The following is a 14686-nucleotide window of genomic DNA, read 5'->3' as shown; positions in this document are numbered from 1 at the left end:
TCAGGCGGCGCGGATGCGCGCCAGGAAGGCCTCGATGTCGCGGCGCAGGGACTCCGACTGCTGCGACAGCGAGCCGGCGGCGCCGAGCACCTGCTCGCCGGCGGCGCCGGTCTGCGAGGCCGCCTCGGTGACCTTCAGGATGCCGGCCGTCACCTCCTGGGTGGCGCCGGCGGCGATCTGGACGTTGCGCGAGATCTCGCCGGTCGCGGCGTTCTGCTCCTCGACCGCCGCCGAGACGCTGGTCGCGATCGCGTTGACCTGCTCGATGACCTTGCGGATCGACTTGATGGCCTCGACCGCCGCACCGGTCGCCGACTGCATGGCGCCGATCTGAGAGGAGATCTCCTCGGTCGCCTTGGCGGTCTGGGTCGCCAGCGTCTTGACCTCGCCGGCGACCACGGCGAAGCCCTTGCCGGCGTCGCCGGCGCGGGCCGCCTCGATGGTCGCGTTGAGCGCCAGCAGGTTGGTCTGCTCGGCGATCGAGTTGATCAGCTCGACGACCTCGCCGATGCGCTGGGCCGAGCCGGCCAGGTTCTCGACGATGCCGTTGGTCTCCTCGGCCTCCTGCGAGGCGACCTGGGCGATGCGTGCGCTCTCCTCGACCTGCTGGGCGATCTCGGAGGTCGAGGAGGACATCTCTTCGGCGGCCGAGGCGATGGTCTGGACGTTGCTCGCGGTGCGCTCGGCGGCAGACACGGACTCCTGGGACTGGCCGGCCGTGGTCTCGGCGATGCTCGCCATCGAGCGCGCGGTCTGCTCCAGCTGGGTCGCCGCCGAGGCGACGGTCGCCAGCACGTCCGAGACGCCGGCATCGAACTCGCCGATGATCCGGTCGACCGCCTGCTGGCGCTGCTCGCGCTGCTGCTGGGCCTCGGAATTGAGCGCCTCGACGCGGGCGCGCTCGGCGGCGTTCTGCTTGAACACGACGAGCGTGCCGGCGAGCTCGCCGATCTCGTCGCGCCGCTCGCGGTAGGGCACCTCGACCTCGAGGTCGCCCTCGGCGACCTGCAGCATGGCCCGGGTGATCCGGCCGATCGGCCTGACCACGCGGATGCGCACCAGCAGCAGGCCGCCGACGCCGAGCACCAGGGCGAGGCCGAGGAGGCCACCGGCCAGAAGCAGCCGGCGATTGCTGTCCTCGACCCGGGCCATGGCGTGCACGCGGGTCTCGCGAAGCGCGGTCGTTGCGATGCCGACGAGCGCGTCCAGCACCTTGGTCGAGCGCAGGGTCCAGTCGTTGCCGGTGACGTCGAGCGGCTTGCCGTCCTTCAGCGACGCCTCGATCTTCGCGCGCTCGCCGATCAGCTTGCCGTAGGCGGCGAAGCCCGCGTCGTAGGCTCGGCGGATCTCGGCGTTGACGCCGGGCCGCGCCATCAAGGAGTCGAGGATGCGCTGGCTGGCGTCGGCGCGGCCGCGCAGGCTGGTCATCTTCAGCGCCGCTTCCGGCGTGATCGAGCCCCGGGCGATGGCGTCGGAGAAGGCGACCCGCTCGAGCCCGAAGGCGTCGCGCACCAGATAGGCGGCGTTCTTGATGGCGATCTGCTCGGCGATGATCGGATCGGCCATGCGCATGCGGTCGTCGAGAGCGGCCGAGATCGCCTCGAGCTGCTTGACGACGGCCGTGGCGGCGTCCTGCCATTCCTGGGCGATGTTCGCCGGCCGCTCCGGGAGCGTGCTCTTGAGCGACGTGTCGACGATCGGGCGCAGGCGCTCGAGGTTCTGGCGATCCTTGTCGAGCTGCTCGGGATCGACGGCGCTCGAGCAGGCGATCCGCCTGCAGGCGGCGATCACCGCTTCCAGGGCCGGCCGCGAGATCGAGCGGCGGTTCTCGACCGAGGCGATGAAGCTGGCGGCGGCAGGGCCCTCGGCCTTCAGGGCGCTGGTCGTCGGGCCGCGTTCCAGGCGCGTGTTCTGCAGCGCCGTGAAGACGGTCTCGGCCGCCGACGCGGTGCTCGCCGCGATCTCCGCGGCCTGCCTCTTGTCCGCGGCGTCGAGCATGGTGGCGCCGAGGCGCACGACCAGAATGACGAGCATGATCGCGAAGAGGCTGGTCAGCAGGACGGAAATGCGCATGTCGCGGAGGAGCTTGGGCATGTGGGTTCCCGGATTGCAGGAGGCGCACGGTCGGCGCGGCGCCCGACGCCCGGAAGACGTCGGCATGCCAAACTAGGAAAGTGCGCATTAATCTTCGGTTACGATCGCCGGGCTTTTCCGGGACGGGCGCGGCCCGTCAGTGGCCGCCGGCCGCGGCCCGTCGCGGGCGGTGCAGCGTGAAGGCGAGGAAGGCCAGGGAGACGAAGAGCAGGGTCAGCAGGAAGAAGACGTCGGCGAAGGACATGACGTGGGCTTGGCGGCGCGCGATCGCCGCCAGCTCGGCGACCGCGGCCCGGCTGCCGTCCAGGCCGTGGGCGGCGAAGGCGGCCTGCAGGGTCTGCAGGCGATCGGCGACGGCGGCGCGTCCCCAGGCGACCGAGCTGTGCAGGCGCGCGAGATGCAGGTCGGTGCGGTCGTTCAGCACGGTGTTGATGATCGCCAGGCCGATCGCGCCGCCCAGGTTGCGCATCAGGTTGTAGAGGCCCGAGGCGTTCTTCAGCTTGGCCGGCGGCAGCGTGCCGAGGGCCAGGTTGTTGATCGTCACGATGCAGAGCATCAGCGAGGCGCCGCGCAGGATCTGCGGCACCAGGAGCTGGTCGAAGTCCCACTGCACGGTGACGTCGGTCATGATCCAGGTGCCGAGCGCGAAGCCGAGGAAGCCGGTCATGACCATCAGGCGCGGATCGACCTTGGAGGCGAGGCGCCCGGCGATCGGCGCGGTCGCGAACATGGCGAGGCCGGAGACGAAGAGCGTCTCGCCGATCTGCAGCGAATCGTGGCCGCGGATCTGGGCCAGGTAGAGCGGATAGACGTAGGTCAGGCCGTAGAGGCCGACGCCCAGCACCGCCGAGAACAGCGAGCCGAGGGCGAAGTTGCGGTCGCCGAAGGCCTTGAGGTCGACGATCGGCTCGTGACGGCGCAGCACGTGGACGAAGAAGACCAGGGCGGCGGCGGCCGAGACCAGGGCCAGGGCCAGGATCAGGCTGCTGTCGAACCAGTCGTCGCGTGCGCCCTCCTCGAGCACGTACTCGAGGGAGCCGAGGAAGACCGCCATGGCGCCGAGGCCGAGCCAGTCGAAGCGGCGGAGCAGGCCGGGCTCCGGCTCGTCGAAGTCGATCAGGCTCCAGGTCGTGATCGCGACCAGGATGCCCGGCGGCACGTTGAGCAGGAACAGCCAGTGCCAGGACAGGGCATGGCTGACGTAGCCGCCGACCGTCGGCCCGATGGTCGGCGCCAGGGTCGCGATCAGGCCGATCAGCGGCGAGACGACCGGCCGGCGCGAGGCCGGGAAGACGGTGAAGGCGGCGGCGAAGACCGAGGGGATCATGCCGCCGCCGATGAAGCCCTGGATCGCCCGGTAGACGATCATCTCGTCGATCGTCGTCGCGGTCGCGCAGAGCGCGCTGGCCAGGGTGAAGCCGGCCGCCGAGACGGCGAAGAGCACGCGGGTCGAGAGCAGGCGGCCGAGGAAGCCGGACAGCGGGATCATCACGACCTCGGCGATGAGATAGGAGGTCTGGACCCAGGAGATCTCGTCGCTGCTGGCCGAGAGCCCGGCCTGGATCTCGGCCAGCGAGGCCGAGACGATCTGGATGTCGAGGATCGCCATGAACATGCCGAAGCCCATCGCCAGGAAGGCGATGAACCGCCGCGGCGGGACGTGAAACTCGGCGGTGGCGCTGCTCATGGCCGGACGTCCGTCAGTCCGCGCCGGCCGTCCGGGTCGTGGCTTCCGCAGGTGCCGTCCGCTTGTCGACCTCGACGACGACCGACAGGCCGGGCCGCAGCACGCCTCTGGCGGCGACCGCGGCCGGCACCTCGATGCGCACCGGCAGGCGCTGGGTGATCTTGGTGAAGTTGCCGGTCGCGTTCTCCGGCGGCAGCAGGGAGAAGACCGAGCCCGAGGCCGGCGACAGCGAGGCGACCCTGCCCTCGATCTCGACGCCGGGCAGGGCGTCGACGGTGATCGTCGCGCGCTCGCCGGCCGTGATGCCGGCGAGGTCGGTCTCCTTGAAGTTGGCCTCGATGAAGACCTTGTCGAGCGGCGCCACGGCGCCCAGCTGGCGGCCCGGCGTGACGTAGTCGCCGGCCTGGACCTGGCGGTTGCCGAAGAGGCCGTCGAAGGGCGCGCGGATCGTCGCGAAGGACAGGTCGCGCGCCGCGATCCGGCGCTGGACCTGGAGTTCGCCCAGCGTCTGCTGGGCCTCCTCCAGCTGGGCCTGCAGCACCGCGACGTCGGCCCCGGCCGCGGCGACCGCGGCATCGCTGCCCTTGAGGTCGGCAGCCGCGGCGTCGCGCGCGGCGGTCGCGGTGTCGAGCTCCGCCGGCGAGCTGACCTTGCGGGCGACCAGGGTCGCCTTGCGCCTGTAGTCGGCCTCGGCCTCCGTCAGGTGCGCGCGGGTCGCGCCGCGCGCCGCCTCCGCCTTGGCGACCTGCTGGTGCGCGGCGTCGATCTGGGCGGCGATGCGGGTCAGGGTCGCCTGCTGGGTCTCGACCTTGGCCTCGGCCGCCTCGAGCGCCAGGCGCAGGTCGCCGTCGTCGAGCTGGACGACCGGCTGGCCGGCCTTGACCGGCTGGTTCTCCTCGACCAGCACCGCCGCCACGTAGCCGGAGACCTTGGGCGAGAGGATCGCGAGATCGGCCTGCACGTAGGCGTCGTCGGTCGAGACCAGGAAACGGCCTTGCGTCCACCAGCGCCAGCCCTGCCAGGCGCCGAGCCCGCCGGCGATCATCACGACGGCGAGCAGCAGCAGGCGGCCGCGGCCGCGCTTCCTCGGCGGCGTGGCGCCGCCGGAGCCACCCGGGCCGCCGGTGGCAGGGGCAGGGGCGGGGGCGGGGGCAGCCGGCCGGGCGGGCGCCGGATTCGGCTGGGACCGCTCCTCGCGGATCTCCGGGGCATCGCCCCCGGGCCGCAGGGCGCTCGGCCGCAGCTCCACGGACGGCTCGCTTGGTTCCAGGCGCTGTGCTTTCATCGCCATTGAAATCACTCGCTTTCGGGCAGGGCGAACGGCAGCGTACTGAACCGTTCGGTTTCGCGATGATATGGCGCACTGCGGCATCGGATCAAGATTGAACCGAACGGTTTGGTTCTCTATCTGAGGAAAAGCTGTTGTTGCGCCGCGCGCCTTGTGGAAGGACCGCCAGCGGCACCGGGGACGGAGCATGGAAAGCGTGACGAAGGACGGGCCGGCGCGGTCGGTCGAGGAAGCGAAGAGCGGGGAGGCCTCGGCGCGCCGCGGGCGCTTGGCGGCTGGCGAGGACCCCGCCAAGCGGGCACAGATTCTCGCGGGCGCGGAGCGGGTCTTCAACTCGGTCGGCTTCGACGCCGCCAGCATGAACGACATCACCCGCGAGGCCGGCGTCTCGAAGGCGACGGTCTACGTCTACTTCTCCAGCAAGGAGGAGCTGTTCGCGGAGCTGGCCGAAGCGCAGCGCTGCCAGCATCGGGACGAGCTGCTCGCCGCCTTCGAGAACCATCCCGACGTCGAGAGCGCGCTGCTGCATCTCGGCAAGGTGATGCTGCGCAAGGTGACCTCCGACTGGGCGATCAGCGCCCAGCGCATCGTCATCGGCGTCACCAACCGCATGCCGGAGATCGGCCGGCGCTTCTACGAAGGCGGGCCGAAGATCGCGCAGCAGCGTCTGGCGGAGTTCCTGCGGCGCAAGAGCGAGAGCGGCGAGCTGGATGTCCCCGATCCGGAGGTCGCGGCACGCCAGCTCCTCGATCTCTGCGTCTCCGGCCTGATGCGCCGCCGCCTCTACGCGGTCGAGAGCGAGCCGCCGAGCGACGAGCAGATCGCCCGCTACGTCGGCGCCGGCGTCGAGGTGTTCATGAAGGCCTACGGGCCGAAGCGCTAGCGAGGCGCCGGTGTCCGGGCAGGCGGGCAGGGCCTCGCGGCTCGACCGGGCGATCCGCTGGGGCACGGCGCTGCTGCTCGGCGGCGCGCTCTGCTTCGCCGGCTGGCTGCTGGCCGAGAGGCTGAGCCAGCCCCACACCCTGACCGGCGCCGGGCTGATCGAGGAGCGGCGCGACCTCGGCGGGCCTTTCCGCCTGACCGACCAGCAGGGCCGCGAGCGCACGCAGGCCGACTTCGCCGGGCGCGTCGTGCTGCTCTATTTCGGCTACAGCTTCTGTCCGGACCTCTGTCCGCTGGCGCTGCAGACCATGGCCGAGGCGCGCGATCGCCTGGCCGAGCCGGGCCGCGTGCAGCCGCTCTTCGTGACCCTCGATCCCGGGCGCGACACGCCGGAGCGGCTGGCCGGCTACATGGCGGCCTTCGGTCCCGACTTCGTCGGCCTGACCGGCGCCAGGCGCGAGATCGACCGCCTGACCCGACGCTTCGGCGTGGTCTATCGCCTGCGCACCGAGGTCGACCCGGCCTTCTACCCGGTCGACCACTCCTCGCGGCTCTACGTCATGGACGGGAACTGGAACGCCGTCGCGGTGCTGGCCGACAAGGCGACGGTCGAGCAGGTCGCCGACGCGCTGCGCCGGGCCCTGGCCGAGGCCGCCCGCGGCTAGGCTGCCTTCAGAGCGCCCACTGGCAGGCTGCGGCCAGGCCGGCCATCGCCTCGTAGAGCGCCGCGAAGCCGGCCTCGTAGAAGGCGCGCGCCGCCGGCGAGACGAAGGCCAGGAGGCCGAGCAGCAGGCAGAGCAGGAGGAAGCCGGCTGAGACGGCGAGCACCGGGTCGCGCGACCGGCCGCAGGCGGCCGGCTCGGCGGAATCGACGGCGGGGTCGCGCTTCATGCCGGCGAGTATCGCGCCGGCTCCGCTGGCGGGCAACGGGACGCCGCGCGGAGCGGATCGTCCGCGCGGCGTCCGGAAAGGGCTGTCAGAACTCGAGGGCGAAGCCGCCGACGACGGCCCAGGTCTTGGCCTTGTCACCGGTATCGGCGTCGAGATCCTGGTAGGAGACCGATCCGATCGCCGTGACGCCCGGGCCGAGGGCGTAGCTGACCGCGCCCTCGTAGGCCTTGTAGGTGCTGTCGCCGGCCACGGTGGTGTCGGCCTCGGCGCGGCCGTTGAAGTAGGTGACCGAGACGCCCCAGGGGCCGGTCTCGTAGGAGGCGCCGAGGTCGAAGGAGCGGCCGGTGTCGGCGCCCTGGTCGTCGGTGTGGGCGTAGGAGCCGCCGATCGTGAAGCCGGCATAGCCGAGGTTCAGGCCGAAGGCGTAGAGGCTGGGGTCGCTGCCGGCGGCAGACTGGTCGTTGGCCCAGTCGTAGCGGCCCGAGATCGCGACGTCGACCTCGCCGATCGTGTCGACGTAGTTGGCGCCGAGCGAGAAGCCGTCGCGGTAGGAGACGGTGGTCTCGTCGACCTGCGCGTTCGAGTCCTTGTTCGGGTCCGGCAGGTAGGAGGCACCGAGCTGGAAGCCGGAGAAGCGCGGCGTGAAGTAGCTGATCTTCTGCGACTTGTCGGCGGCGTCGAGCTCGAGATAGGTCGAGCCGAGCGGGGCGTCGAAGAAGTTGGCGCCGGCGAAGCCGCCGGCCTGCGGCAGGAAGCCGGTCAGGATCGAGGTCGAGTTGACGCCCAGGCCGACGTCCGGCGCGGCATAGCTCATCAGGTAGCCGGCCGAGTTCTCGCCGCCGATGTTGAAGCGGCCGAACGAGCCCTCGACGAACATGAAGGAGTCGTCGATCTGGTTGTCGGCGTTGCTGTTGCCCTCGAGAGTGATGCTGACGCCGAACTTGAGGCCGTTGTCGAGGGTCGTCGAGCCGACGAAGTAGATCTCGGAGTTCGACTTGACGTCGAAGCCGTTGAAGGCGTCGCCACCCGAGCCGACGTTGGTGTCGCTGTTCGCGTAGCCCAGGAACTGCTGCATGATGCCTTCCAGGCTCAGGTGGATCTGGGCCTGGGCCGGTGCAGCCATCGCTGCGGCGGCCGTGGCGGCGGCGACCAGCGCCGTGCCGTTGAGAAGTCCCCTTCGCATCAAATCTTTCCCCTTCATCCTTCTGGCGGGCGTTCGCCCGCATGCCTCTGTCCGACGGCGCGAGGCCCGAGGGGCCAGGAGCGGCGGGAATCCGGTCGATGGCGGTGCCCCGACGGATCCCGGACCCGGCCATGCCGCTGCGTCAGCCGCGGATCATATGCAAATGCGAGTCTTTCGCAATCTGTAATTTGCGAAGGACTCGCATTCGCATGCATACGGAGGGTCGCGTCAGAACCAGCGCCGGACGCGGGCCTTGTAGTCGCGGTAGGGCTGGCCGAAGAGCGCCTCGAGGTAGCGCTCCTCGCGGCCGATCACGCCGTAGCGCACGACCAGCAGAAGCGGCGCGAGCAGGACCAGGGCGGCGGCGCTGCCGGCGACCAGCGCGGCGGCGAGGTAGACCAGGGTCAGCCCCAGGTACATGGGATTGCGGGTCCAGCGGTAGGGGCCGCCGGTGACCAGGGCGCTCGAGGGCTTCCAGGGCTCGACCTGGGTGCCGGCGCGACGGAAGCCGAGAAGCGCCGGCGCGGCCAGCGCCAGGCCGACGAGCCCGCAGGCGGCCGCCAGGGCGAGCCGCAGCCCGGATCCGAGCCCGAGCCCGGGCAGGCCGAGCAGGCGGTCGAGCCCGAGGCCGAGCAGCAGCGCAGCGAGATAGATCAGGGGCGGCGGGGCGACGACGCCCGCCGAGCGGGCGGGATCCTGGCCAGCCATCGGTGGCTCCGCTTCGGTGGACGGCAAGCATACCCCTTGGCGTGCGGCCCGGCGCGCGATTTGCGCTAGCGCAAGGACGGGGCGCGGCGTTCGGGGCCCAATGGCGGCCTCCGCTTCGATGGGGCTGCCGCCGGACGGCGGCACGAGGGGCCCCGCAACGAGGGATCGCGCAATGACCGCCTTTCTGTCCCGACTCGATTCCCGCGCCAGCAATCTCGGCCGGATGATGGACCGCTGCGGCGTCGACCGGGTCGAACTGGCCCGCGACCGGCTCGGCCAGACCATGCTGTCGGTGGCCCGTGCCTGCATCGCCTGTCCGCACGGCGAGCGCTGCCGGCTCTGGCTCGAGGCCGCGGCGGAGGACGTCGTCAACCGGCCGCCGGCCTTCTGCCCGAACGCCGGGCGCTTCCGGCTCCGTCAGCTGCACTGACCACCGGCCGAGGCGGCGGCTTCACGGTCCGCCGGCCTCGGCACGTCGGGCATGAGACCGCGGAGAGTCCGCCGGGCGCGTCGTGCGGCCTCCGGGGCCGGGCGAAGCATTTCCGGCGCGTGATGTCGCTGCCGCCGGCGCCGACGGTCAGGCCGCCTGGGCCTGCAGATTGCGCAGCTCCTCGCCCAGAAAGCGGGCCAGGCGTGCCATGCCGCCTTCGAAGGCCGGGTCATCCATGCCCGCCCGCGTCTCGGCCTCGGCGTTGTAGTTGGTGTTGGTGTTGATGTCGTAGACGAAGGGCTGGCCCTGGCGGTCGACGATGAACTCGACGCCGGCGACCTCGATGCCGTGGGCGGCGAGGAAGCGCTCCAGACGCCCGGACAGGGCAGGGTGGAAGCCGTCGGCGATGCGGAACTTCGGCGCCTCGCCCGGCTCGGTCCCGGAAGGGCCGGCCGGGCAGAGGGCGCCTTCGGCCAGCTGCTGCGCCGGCAGCGCGCAGGCGCCGGCCGGGCAGAGCTCGAAGCCCTCGCTGGTGTCGACGCGGACCGCGTAGTGGAAGCGCCCGCCGACGAACTCCAGGCGGGTGATGAAGGGCTCGGGCGCGGCGACGTACTGCTGGATCAGCCAGATGCCGTCCAGCGGCGCCGCGGCCGGATCGTCGAGCGCCTGCTCGACGGCCGAGGGCGAATGCACGAGGCGCACGCCCAGACCCTTGCCGCCGCGGTTCGGCTTCAGGATCAGCGGCCAGGCGCCGAACTCGCGCGCGGCGGCCAGCACCTGTTCGCGGCCGACGGCGGCGACCGTGCGCGGCGTCGCGATGCCCGCGGCCTGCAGCGCCGCGTACTGGCCGAGCTTGTCGACCTCCAGCGCGATCGCCCGGCTGCCGTTGACGGTGCGCCGGCCGTGCAGCTCCAGCCACTGCAGCGTCGCGCGCGTCGCCTCGGGGCCGAAGCGATGACCGCGGGTGTGCGACGAGGCGCTCATGCGGTTGTAGAAGATGCCTTCGGGCGGCAGGCGGTCGAGCACGACGCGGCCCTGGTCGAGGAACCACTCCTCGTAGGGCAGGCCTTGCGCCTCGAAAGCCGCGCGCAGCGGCAGCACCCACGCCTCGTTCTTGTGCAGAACGTAGATCCGGCTCATGCTTGGCCCCTTCCTGCGGTTCGGAAGGGGAAGGTGAGGCGCCTGCGCCTCCGGCTCAAGCCGCGACGACCCGACCTCAGGTCACAGGTTTCGTGACCGGGGCGGTCGCGCCTCAGGCCAGGAAGCGGCCCAGGCGCACGGCCGTCTGGCCGCGATGCAGGCGGCGCGAGGGCATGATCAGCACGCAGTCGTCGTAGGGCGTGACCACCGGGCGGTCGCCGTCGTGTCCCAGCAGCGAGCCCTTGCGCGGGATCGTCTCGAGGCCGCGGAAGTCCTCGACGAAGCGGAAGTCGTCGCTCTCGATGGTGACGGCGTCGGTGACCTCGATGAAACGCTGCGGCGCCGCCGCGGTGCCGAGGCGGCCGGCGACGTCGGCCGCATCCAGCGTGCCGCAGGCGAGCAGGAAGCGCAGCGCCGTCGCCACCGCCAGCGGCGCCGCGGCGGCTTCCCAGTGCTGTCCGCACTCGACCAGCAGGGCGTTCTTCGGGCTGTCCGGGTCGCCGAAGCCGCCGTAGTCGCGCAGCCGGCGCCCCGCGGCATGGCCCTGGTCGCTGACCACCAGTTCGGGGATGCCGACCCGGGCGGCCAGGTCCCGGCCCTTGGCGAGCGGCCCGGCCAGCATCAGGGGCGGCGTGCGGTGCTGCATCGAGTGGATGTCGAGCAGCCGGTCGACGGTGTCGAGGAAGGGCCTGAGCGTCCGGGCCCGGGCCAGCTCGACGCTCTGGCGCGGCCCGTCGAGCGTGCTCTCCGACCAGACCCGGTTGAAGTCCTCGTCGACGAAGCGCGAGGCGGTCGGGTCCGCAGGGTCGAAGCGCTGGAATGCCGCGACGTTCATGAAGCCCAGGCTGAGCCGGCCGCGGCGTGGGCGCAGGCCTTCGCGCAGGAAGCCGTCGAGGGCGATGGCACCGCACAGCTCGTTGCCGTGCACAACCGCGGTCAGCAGGACGTGGCTGCCGGGCAGGCCGGAGTCGAAGCTCCACAGCCAGTCGATGCCCGTGTTCGCGGCGCGATGAACGCCAATATCCGGAGGCGTGAGTTCGATCGGGTAGCTGTCGGTGCTGGCGCTCGGCATGGTCGGGCCCGGCTTGCCATGGGATCCTCTGCTCTAAGGCAGGCAAGGGTGCGGGTCAACGCCGCGGGGAGCGGAGAAGCGAAACTCTGTCACTACTTGCCTGCCTGCAGTCGAAAGCCTGGAGTCGACGGACCGGAACGCCCCCGGATATTGCGCTTTTCCTGGACAGACCCGGGCTTTGCCCCGATCATGACGGCAGCCATTCGGGGGGCTGGCGATGAGACTGCGCCTGCGGTGGGTGCTGACGGCGGCCTTCGTCGTCGTCGCGTTGCTGCCCGTCGGCCTCCTGGCCTTCTGGGTCCAGCAGACCGCCTACAACCGCGAGGTTGCAGAGGTCCGCGAGCGCCACCTGCTGCTGGCCCGCAACCTGACCGCGGCCCTGGAGCGTTTTGCGCGGGACGTGGCGGCCGGCTTCCAGCTCTACTGCCAGACCCGCGACGCCACCGTCGACAGTGCGGCGCCGATCGTCGCCCTGCACCGCAGCCTCGGCTTCCGCTACTTCCTGACGGTCGACCGCGACGGCATCGTCCGGCACAGCGTCGCCGTCAAGGGCGCGGCGCCGGCCCGGCTCGGCCCCGCGCTGACCAGGGTCTTGTGGGACCGCGTACCCGAGACCGGCATCGACTTCTCGCCGGTGGTCCACGATCCCTCGGGCGTGCCGACGATCTTCCTGCGTGCCGGCAGCGGCGACGGCCTGCTCGACGTCGGCGCCCTGTCGACCGACTACATCGTGCATCTCGCCGGGGTCGTCGCCTTCGGCAAGGGCGGACATGCTGCGATCGTCGACCGAGAGGGCCATGTCATCGGCCATCCCTTCGAGAGCTGGCGGCGCGAGATCAAGGACCTCTCGAAGGTCAAGCCGGTGCAGCGGATGATGGCCGGCGAGACCGGCGTGACCCAGTTCTTCTCGCCGGCGATCAAGGCCGACATGATCACCGGCTACACCGTGGTGAAGGGCCCGGGCTGGGGGGTGATGGTGCCGCAGCCGCTTTCCGAGCTGCGCGAGCGCGCCTCCCAGGTGACCTGGCTGGCCGCGGTGGTCGCCGTCGCCGGCTTGCTGCTCGCGGCGCTGCTCGGCTTCGTCACGGCGCGCCTGCTGACCCGGCCCATCGAGAGCGCCGCCCTGGCCGCCGACGCGATCCAGGCCGGCAACTTCGAGACCCGCATCGAGCCCAGAGAGCACTTCGTCACGGTCGAGCTCAGGCGCCTGATCGAATGCTTCAACGCCATGGCCGACCGCCTGGACGGCGACCGCCGGCGGATCCAGCTGGCGCTCGAGCGCGCGCGCCTCGCGGACCGGGCCAAGAGCGAGTTCCTGGCCAACATGAGCCACGAGCTGCGCACGCCGCTCAACGCCATCATCGGCTTCGCCGACACCATGCGCAGCGAGCTGTTCGGGCCGCTCGGCGACCGCCGCTACGCCTCCTACGCCGACGACATCGGGCGGTCCGGCACTCACCTGCTGTCGATCATCAACGACATCCTCGACCTCGCGAAGATCGAGCAGGGCAAGATGGAGATCCGCCGCGGCCCGGTGGCGCTGCCGGCGGTCGCCGCCGAGGCGCTGCAGATGGTCCGCGAGCGCGCCGACGATGGCCAGGTCGCGCTGGAGCTGGCGCTGCCCGAGGACCTGCCGGCGGCCTACGGCAACGCGGACAAGATCAAGCAGATCCTGCTCAACCTGCTGTCGAACGCGGTGAAGTTCACGCCGCCCGGCGGCCGGGTCGTGCTCTCGGCCGCCCTGCAGGCCCGTCCCGACGCGGGCGGCGAGGCCGGGGCCGGCCGGCAGCGGATCGCGCTCACGGTCGCGGACAGCGGCATCGGCATGTCGGAGGCCGACATCGCGGTCGCCCTGGCGCCTTTCGGCCAGGTCGACAGCCGGCTCAGCCGGCGCTTCGAGGGCACCGGCCTGGGCCTGCCGCTGGTCCGCCAGCTGGTCGAGCTGCACGGCGGCCGGCTGGAGATCGACAGCCGGCCGGGCGAGGGCACGCGCGTCACCGTGCTGCTGCCCGTCGCGCCGCCGCCGCGCGGCGCGGTCGCCGCCGTCGAGGAGGACGCGGCGCGCTAACCGCTCCTTAACCCGCGTACGCTCAGGCTGGCAGGATGCTGGCCCCGTCCACGCACCGTCCGCCAAGCCCCGGTTTCGCGTCGCTGGTCCGGCGCTTCCTGCGCGCCCGCGAGGGCGTCGCGGCGATCGAGTTCGCCTTCGTCGGCATGCTGATCGTGGTTGCCGCGATCGGCCTGATCGAGCTGGCCATGATCCTGTTCGTCGACTCGCTGATGGAGGGCGGCCTGCGCGAGGCGGCGCGCTATGGCGTGACCGGCTTCGAAAGCAGCGGCACGACCCGCGAGGCCGAGGTGCTGGCGATCGTCGGCCAGCACACCCACGGCCTGGTCGACATGGACAAGGTCCAGCTGCAGACCCTGGTCTATCCCGGCTTCGCCGACGTCGGCCAGCCCGAGCCCTTCACCGACGAGAACGGCAACGGCCAATACGACAGCAGTCCGGCCGAGCCTTTCGTGGACGTCAACGGCAACGGCCAGTGGGACGCCGACATGGGCGCCGCCGGCCTGGGCGGGCCGGGCGACATCGTGCTCTACACCCTGCGCTACGACTGGCCGCTGATGACCGGCCTGCTCGACGACCTGATCGGGCAGAACGGCAAGATGCCGCTGTCGGCCTCGATCATCGTGCGCAACGAGCCCTTCGGCACCAGCGGAGGCGGCGGATGACCGGCGTGGCGTCAGCCGGCCGGCCGGACCGGGCCGACAGCTTCTGGCGCGACCGCCGCGGCAACGTGCTGATCGAGGCGGCCTTCGGCCTGGTCCTGCTGGTCGGCCTGCTCACGAGCGGCGTCGAGATCGCGCGCTATGTGCTGCTGCAGCAGAAGCTGGACCGCGTCGCCATGACGATCGGCGACCTGGTCAGCCGCTCCGATCAGCCGAGCGATGCCGAGATTGCCGACATCTTCGCCGCCGTGCCGAACCTGGTCGAGCCCTTCGACTTCGCCACCGACGGCCGGGTCGTCGTCTCGGCCGTGCGCCGCGAGGACGGCGGCACCGCCCAGGTCGTCTGGCAGCGGCTCAACAGTGCGGGCATCGACGCCAGCAGCGAGATCGGCACCGTCGGCGCGGCCGCCACGCTGCCCGACGGCCTGACGCCGGAGACCAACGACAGCCTCTACATCGCCGAGGTCTTCTACGACTTCCAGCCGCTGTTCGGGCTCGATCTCGTGAGCGCGCACCGGCTCTACCACCGCAGCGTCTACCGGGCGCGCAAGTAGGTCGGCGGGCGGCCTCTGGACCAGATC

14 protein-coding genes are annotated in these 14686 nt (G+C 71.5%); 6 read left to right on the top strand and 8 right to left on the bottom strand.

The window, feature by feature from the left end:
- From B9O00_RS08960 to B9O00_RS08950, 3 genes are all read right to left on the bottom strand, one after another.
- Complete coding sequence (locus B9O00_RS08960; RefSeq protein WP_085122132.1) at nucleotides 1-2094, bottom strand: methyl-accepting chemotaxis protein; 2094 nt, start codon at nucleotides 2092-2094, stop codon at nucleotides 1-3.
- A gap of 136 nt (nucleotides 2095-2230) precedes the next feature.
- Nucleotides 2231-3781 (bottom strand): DHA2 family efflux MFS transporter permease subunit, encoded by a 1551-nt coding sequence (locus B9O00_RS08955; protein WP_085122131.1) that lies wholly within the window; start codon nucleotides 3779-3781, stop codon nucleotides 2231-2233.
- Between the two features lie 13 nt (nucleotides 3782-3794).
- A complete protein-coding gene (locus B9O00_RS08950; RefSeq protein WP_200808444.1) occupies nucleotides 3795-5072 on the bottom strand; it encodes an HlyD family secretion protein in 1278 nt (425 codons plus the stop codon).
- A 184-nt stretch (nucleotides 5073-5256) separates the two neighbouring features.
- Here B9O00_RS08950 and B9O00_RS08945 point away from each other — a divergent pair, with 184 nt between their 5' ends.
- Nucleotides 5257-5952 carry a TetR/AcrR family transcriptional regulator gene (locus B9O00_RS08945; protein WP_085122130.1) on the top strand — a complete coding sequence of 232 codons (696 nt, stop codon included), beginning with the start codon at nucleotides 5257-5259 and terminating at the stop codon, nucleotides 5950-5952.
- Nucleotides 5953-5962: 10 nt separating this feature from the next.
- Nucleotides 5963-6616, top strand: coding sequence for an SCO family protein (locus B9O00_RS08940; RefSeq protein ID WP_085122129.1), 654 nt, complete (start codon nucleotides 5963-5965; stop codon nucleotides 6614-6616).
- Nucleotides 6617-6623: 7 nt separating this feature from the next.
- Here B9O00_RS08940 and B9O00_RS08935 read toward each other — a convergent pair whose 3' ends face one another.
- The 3 genes from B9O00_RS08935 to B9O00_RS08925 form a co-directional block, all read right to left on the bottom strand.
- On the bottom strand, nucleotides 6624-6842 hold the full coding sequence (locus B9O00_RS08935; RefSeq protein WP_085122128.1) for a hypothetical protein: 219 nt from the start codon (nucleotides 6840-6842) through the stop codon (nucleotides 6624-6626).
- Between the two features lie 85 nt (nucleotides 6843-6927).
- Complete coding sequence (locus B9O00_RS08930; RefSeq protein WP_159460152.1) at nucleotides 6928-8025, bottom strand: porin; 1098 nt, start codon at nucleotides 8023-8025, stop codon at nucleotides 6928-6930.
- A 228-nt stretch (nucleotides 8026-8253) separates the two neighbouring features.
- Complete coding sequence (locus B9O00_RS08925; protein WP_085122126.1) at nucleotides 8254-8733, bottom strand: methyltransferase family protein; 480 nt, start codon at nucleotides 8731-8733, stop codon at nucleotides 8254-8256.
- A 172-nt stretch (nucleotides 8734-8905) separates the two neighbouring features.
- Between B9O00_RS08925 and B9O00_RS08920 the strand changes: the two genes are divergently transcribed.
- Entirely contained in the window at nucleotides 8906-9163 is a 258-nt protein-coding gene (locus B9O00_RS08920) for a DUF6455 family protein (RefSeq protein ID WP_085122125.1), read from the top strand.
- Nucleotides 9164-9310: 147 nt separating this feature from the next.
- On the opposite strand, the gene B9O00_RS08915 is transcribed toward B9O00_RS08920, so the two are convergent.
- Nucleotides 9311-10303: an ATP-grasp domain-containing protein gene (locus tag B9O00_RS08915; protein ID WP_085122124.1), complete on the bottom strand. Its 993-nt coding sequence runs from the start codon at nucleotides 10301-10303 to the stop codon at nucleotides 9311-9313.
- 112 nt (nucleotides 10304-10415) lie between these two features.
- Nucleotides 10416-11375 (bottom strand): M14 family metallopeptidase, encoded by a 960-nt coding sequence (locus B9O00_RS08910; protein WP_085122123.1) that lies wholly within the window; start codon nucleotides 11373-11375, stop codon nucleotides 10416-10418.
- Nucleotides 11376-11592: 217 nt separating this feature from the next.
- Between B9O00_RS08910 and B9O00_RS33455 the strand changes: the two genes are divergently transcribed.
- From B9O00_RS33455 to B9O00_RS08895, 3 genes are read left to right on the top strand one after another with little or no spacing between them, the layout of a single operon-like run.
- Nucleotides 11593-13443 (top strand): HAMP domain-containing sensor histidine kinase, encoded by a 1851-nt coding sequence (locus tag B9O00_RS33455; protein ID WP_089229640.1) that lies wholly within the window; start codon nucleotides 11593-11595, stop codon nucleotides 13441-13443.
- A 35-nt stretch (nucleotides 13444-13478) separates the two neighbouring features.
- The gene (locus tag B9O00_RS08900) at nucleotides 13479-14108 is read left to right on the top strand and encodes a TadE/TadG family type IV pilus assembly protein (protein WP_085122122.1); all 630 of its coding nucleotides are present in this window, start codon (nucleotides 13479-13481) and stop codon (nucleotides 14106-14108) included.
- On the top strand, nucleotides 14105-14659 hold the full coding sequence (locus tag B9O00_RS08895) for a TadE/TadG family type IV pilus assembly protein (RefSeq protein ID WP_085122121.1): 555 nt from the start codon (nucleotides 14105-14107) through the stop codon (nucleotides 14657-14659). The genes B9O00_RS08900 and B9O00_RS08895 overlap by 4 nt, the downstream gene beginning before the upstream one ends.
- Nucleotides 14660-14686 lie beyond the last annotated feature (27 nt).

Origin of the sequence: Tistlia consotensis USBA 355 (genome assembly GCF_900177295.1) — a bacterium.
GTDB classification, from domain to species: Bacteria; Pseudomonadota; Alphaproteobacteria; order Kiloniellales; family DSM-21159; genus Tistlia; species Tistlia consotensis.
Note: the sequence above shows the minus strand (reverse complement) of the source record. Positions and strands in the feature narration are given on the sequence as shown.

Bases quoted from the DNA above. Each gene is read 5' to 3' on its own strand.
- B9O00_RS08960 (WP_085122132.1), bottom strand. From the start codon at position 2,094: ATGCCCAAGCTCCTCCGCGACATGCGCATTTCCGTCCTGCTGACCAGC.
- B9O00_RS08955 (WP_085122131.1), bottom strand. From the start codon at position 3,781: ATGAGCAGCGCCACCGCCGAGTTTCACGTCCCGCCGCGGCGGTTCATC.
- B9O00_RS08950 (WP_200808444.1), bottom strand. From the start codon at position 5,072: ATGGCGATGAAAGCACAGCGCCTGGAACCAAGCGAGCCGTCCGTGGAG.
- B9O00_RS08945 (WP_085122130.1), top strand. From the start codon at position 5,257: ATGGAAAGCGTGACGAAGGACGGGCCGGCGCGGTCGGTCGAGGAAGCG.
- B9O00_RS08935 (WP_085122128.1), bottom strand. From the start codon at position 6,842: ATGAAGCGCGACCCCGCCGTCGATTCCGCCGAGCCGGCCGCCTGCGGC.
- B9O00_RS08930 (WP_159460152.1), bottom strand. From the start codon at position 8,025: ATGCGAAGGGGACTTCTCAACGGCACGGCGCTGGTCGCCGCCGCCACG.
- B9O00_RS08925 (WP_085122126.1), bottom strand. From the start codon at position 8,733: ATGGCTGGCCAGGATCCCGCCCGCTCGGCGGGCGTCGTCGCCCCGCCG.
- B9O00_RS08920 (WP_085122125.1), top strand. From the start codon at position 8,906: ATGACCGCCTTTCTGTCCCGACTCGATTCCCGCGCCAGCAATCTCGGC.
- B9O00_RS08915 (WP_085122124.1), bottom strand. From the start codon at position 10,303: ATGAGCCGGATCTACGTTCTGCACAAGAACGAGGCGTGGGTGCTGCCG.
- B9O00_RS08910 (WP_085122123.1), bottom strand. From the start codon at position 11,375: ATGCCGAGCGCCAGCACCGACAGCTACCCGATCGAACTCACGCCTCCG.
- B9O00_RS33455 (WP_089229640.1), top strand. From the start codon at position 11,593: ATGAGACTGCGCCTGCGGTGGGTGCTGACGGCGGCCTTCGTCGTCGTC.
- B9O00_RS08900 (WP_085122122.1), top strand. From the start codon at position 13,479: ATGCTGGCCCCGTCCACGCACCGTCCGCCAAGCCCCGGTTTCGCGTCG.
- B9O00_RS08895 (WP_085122121.1), top strand. From the start codon at position 14,105: ATGACCGGCGTGGCGTCAGCCGGCCGGCCGGACCGGGCCGACAGCTTC.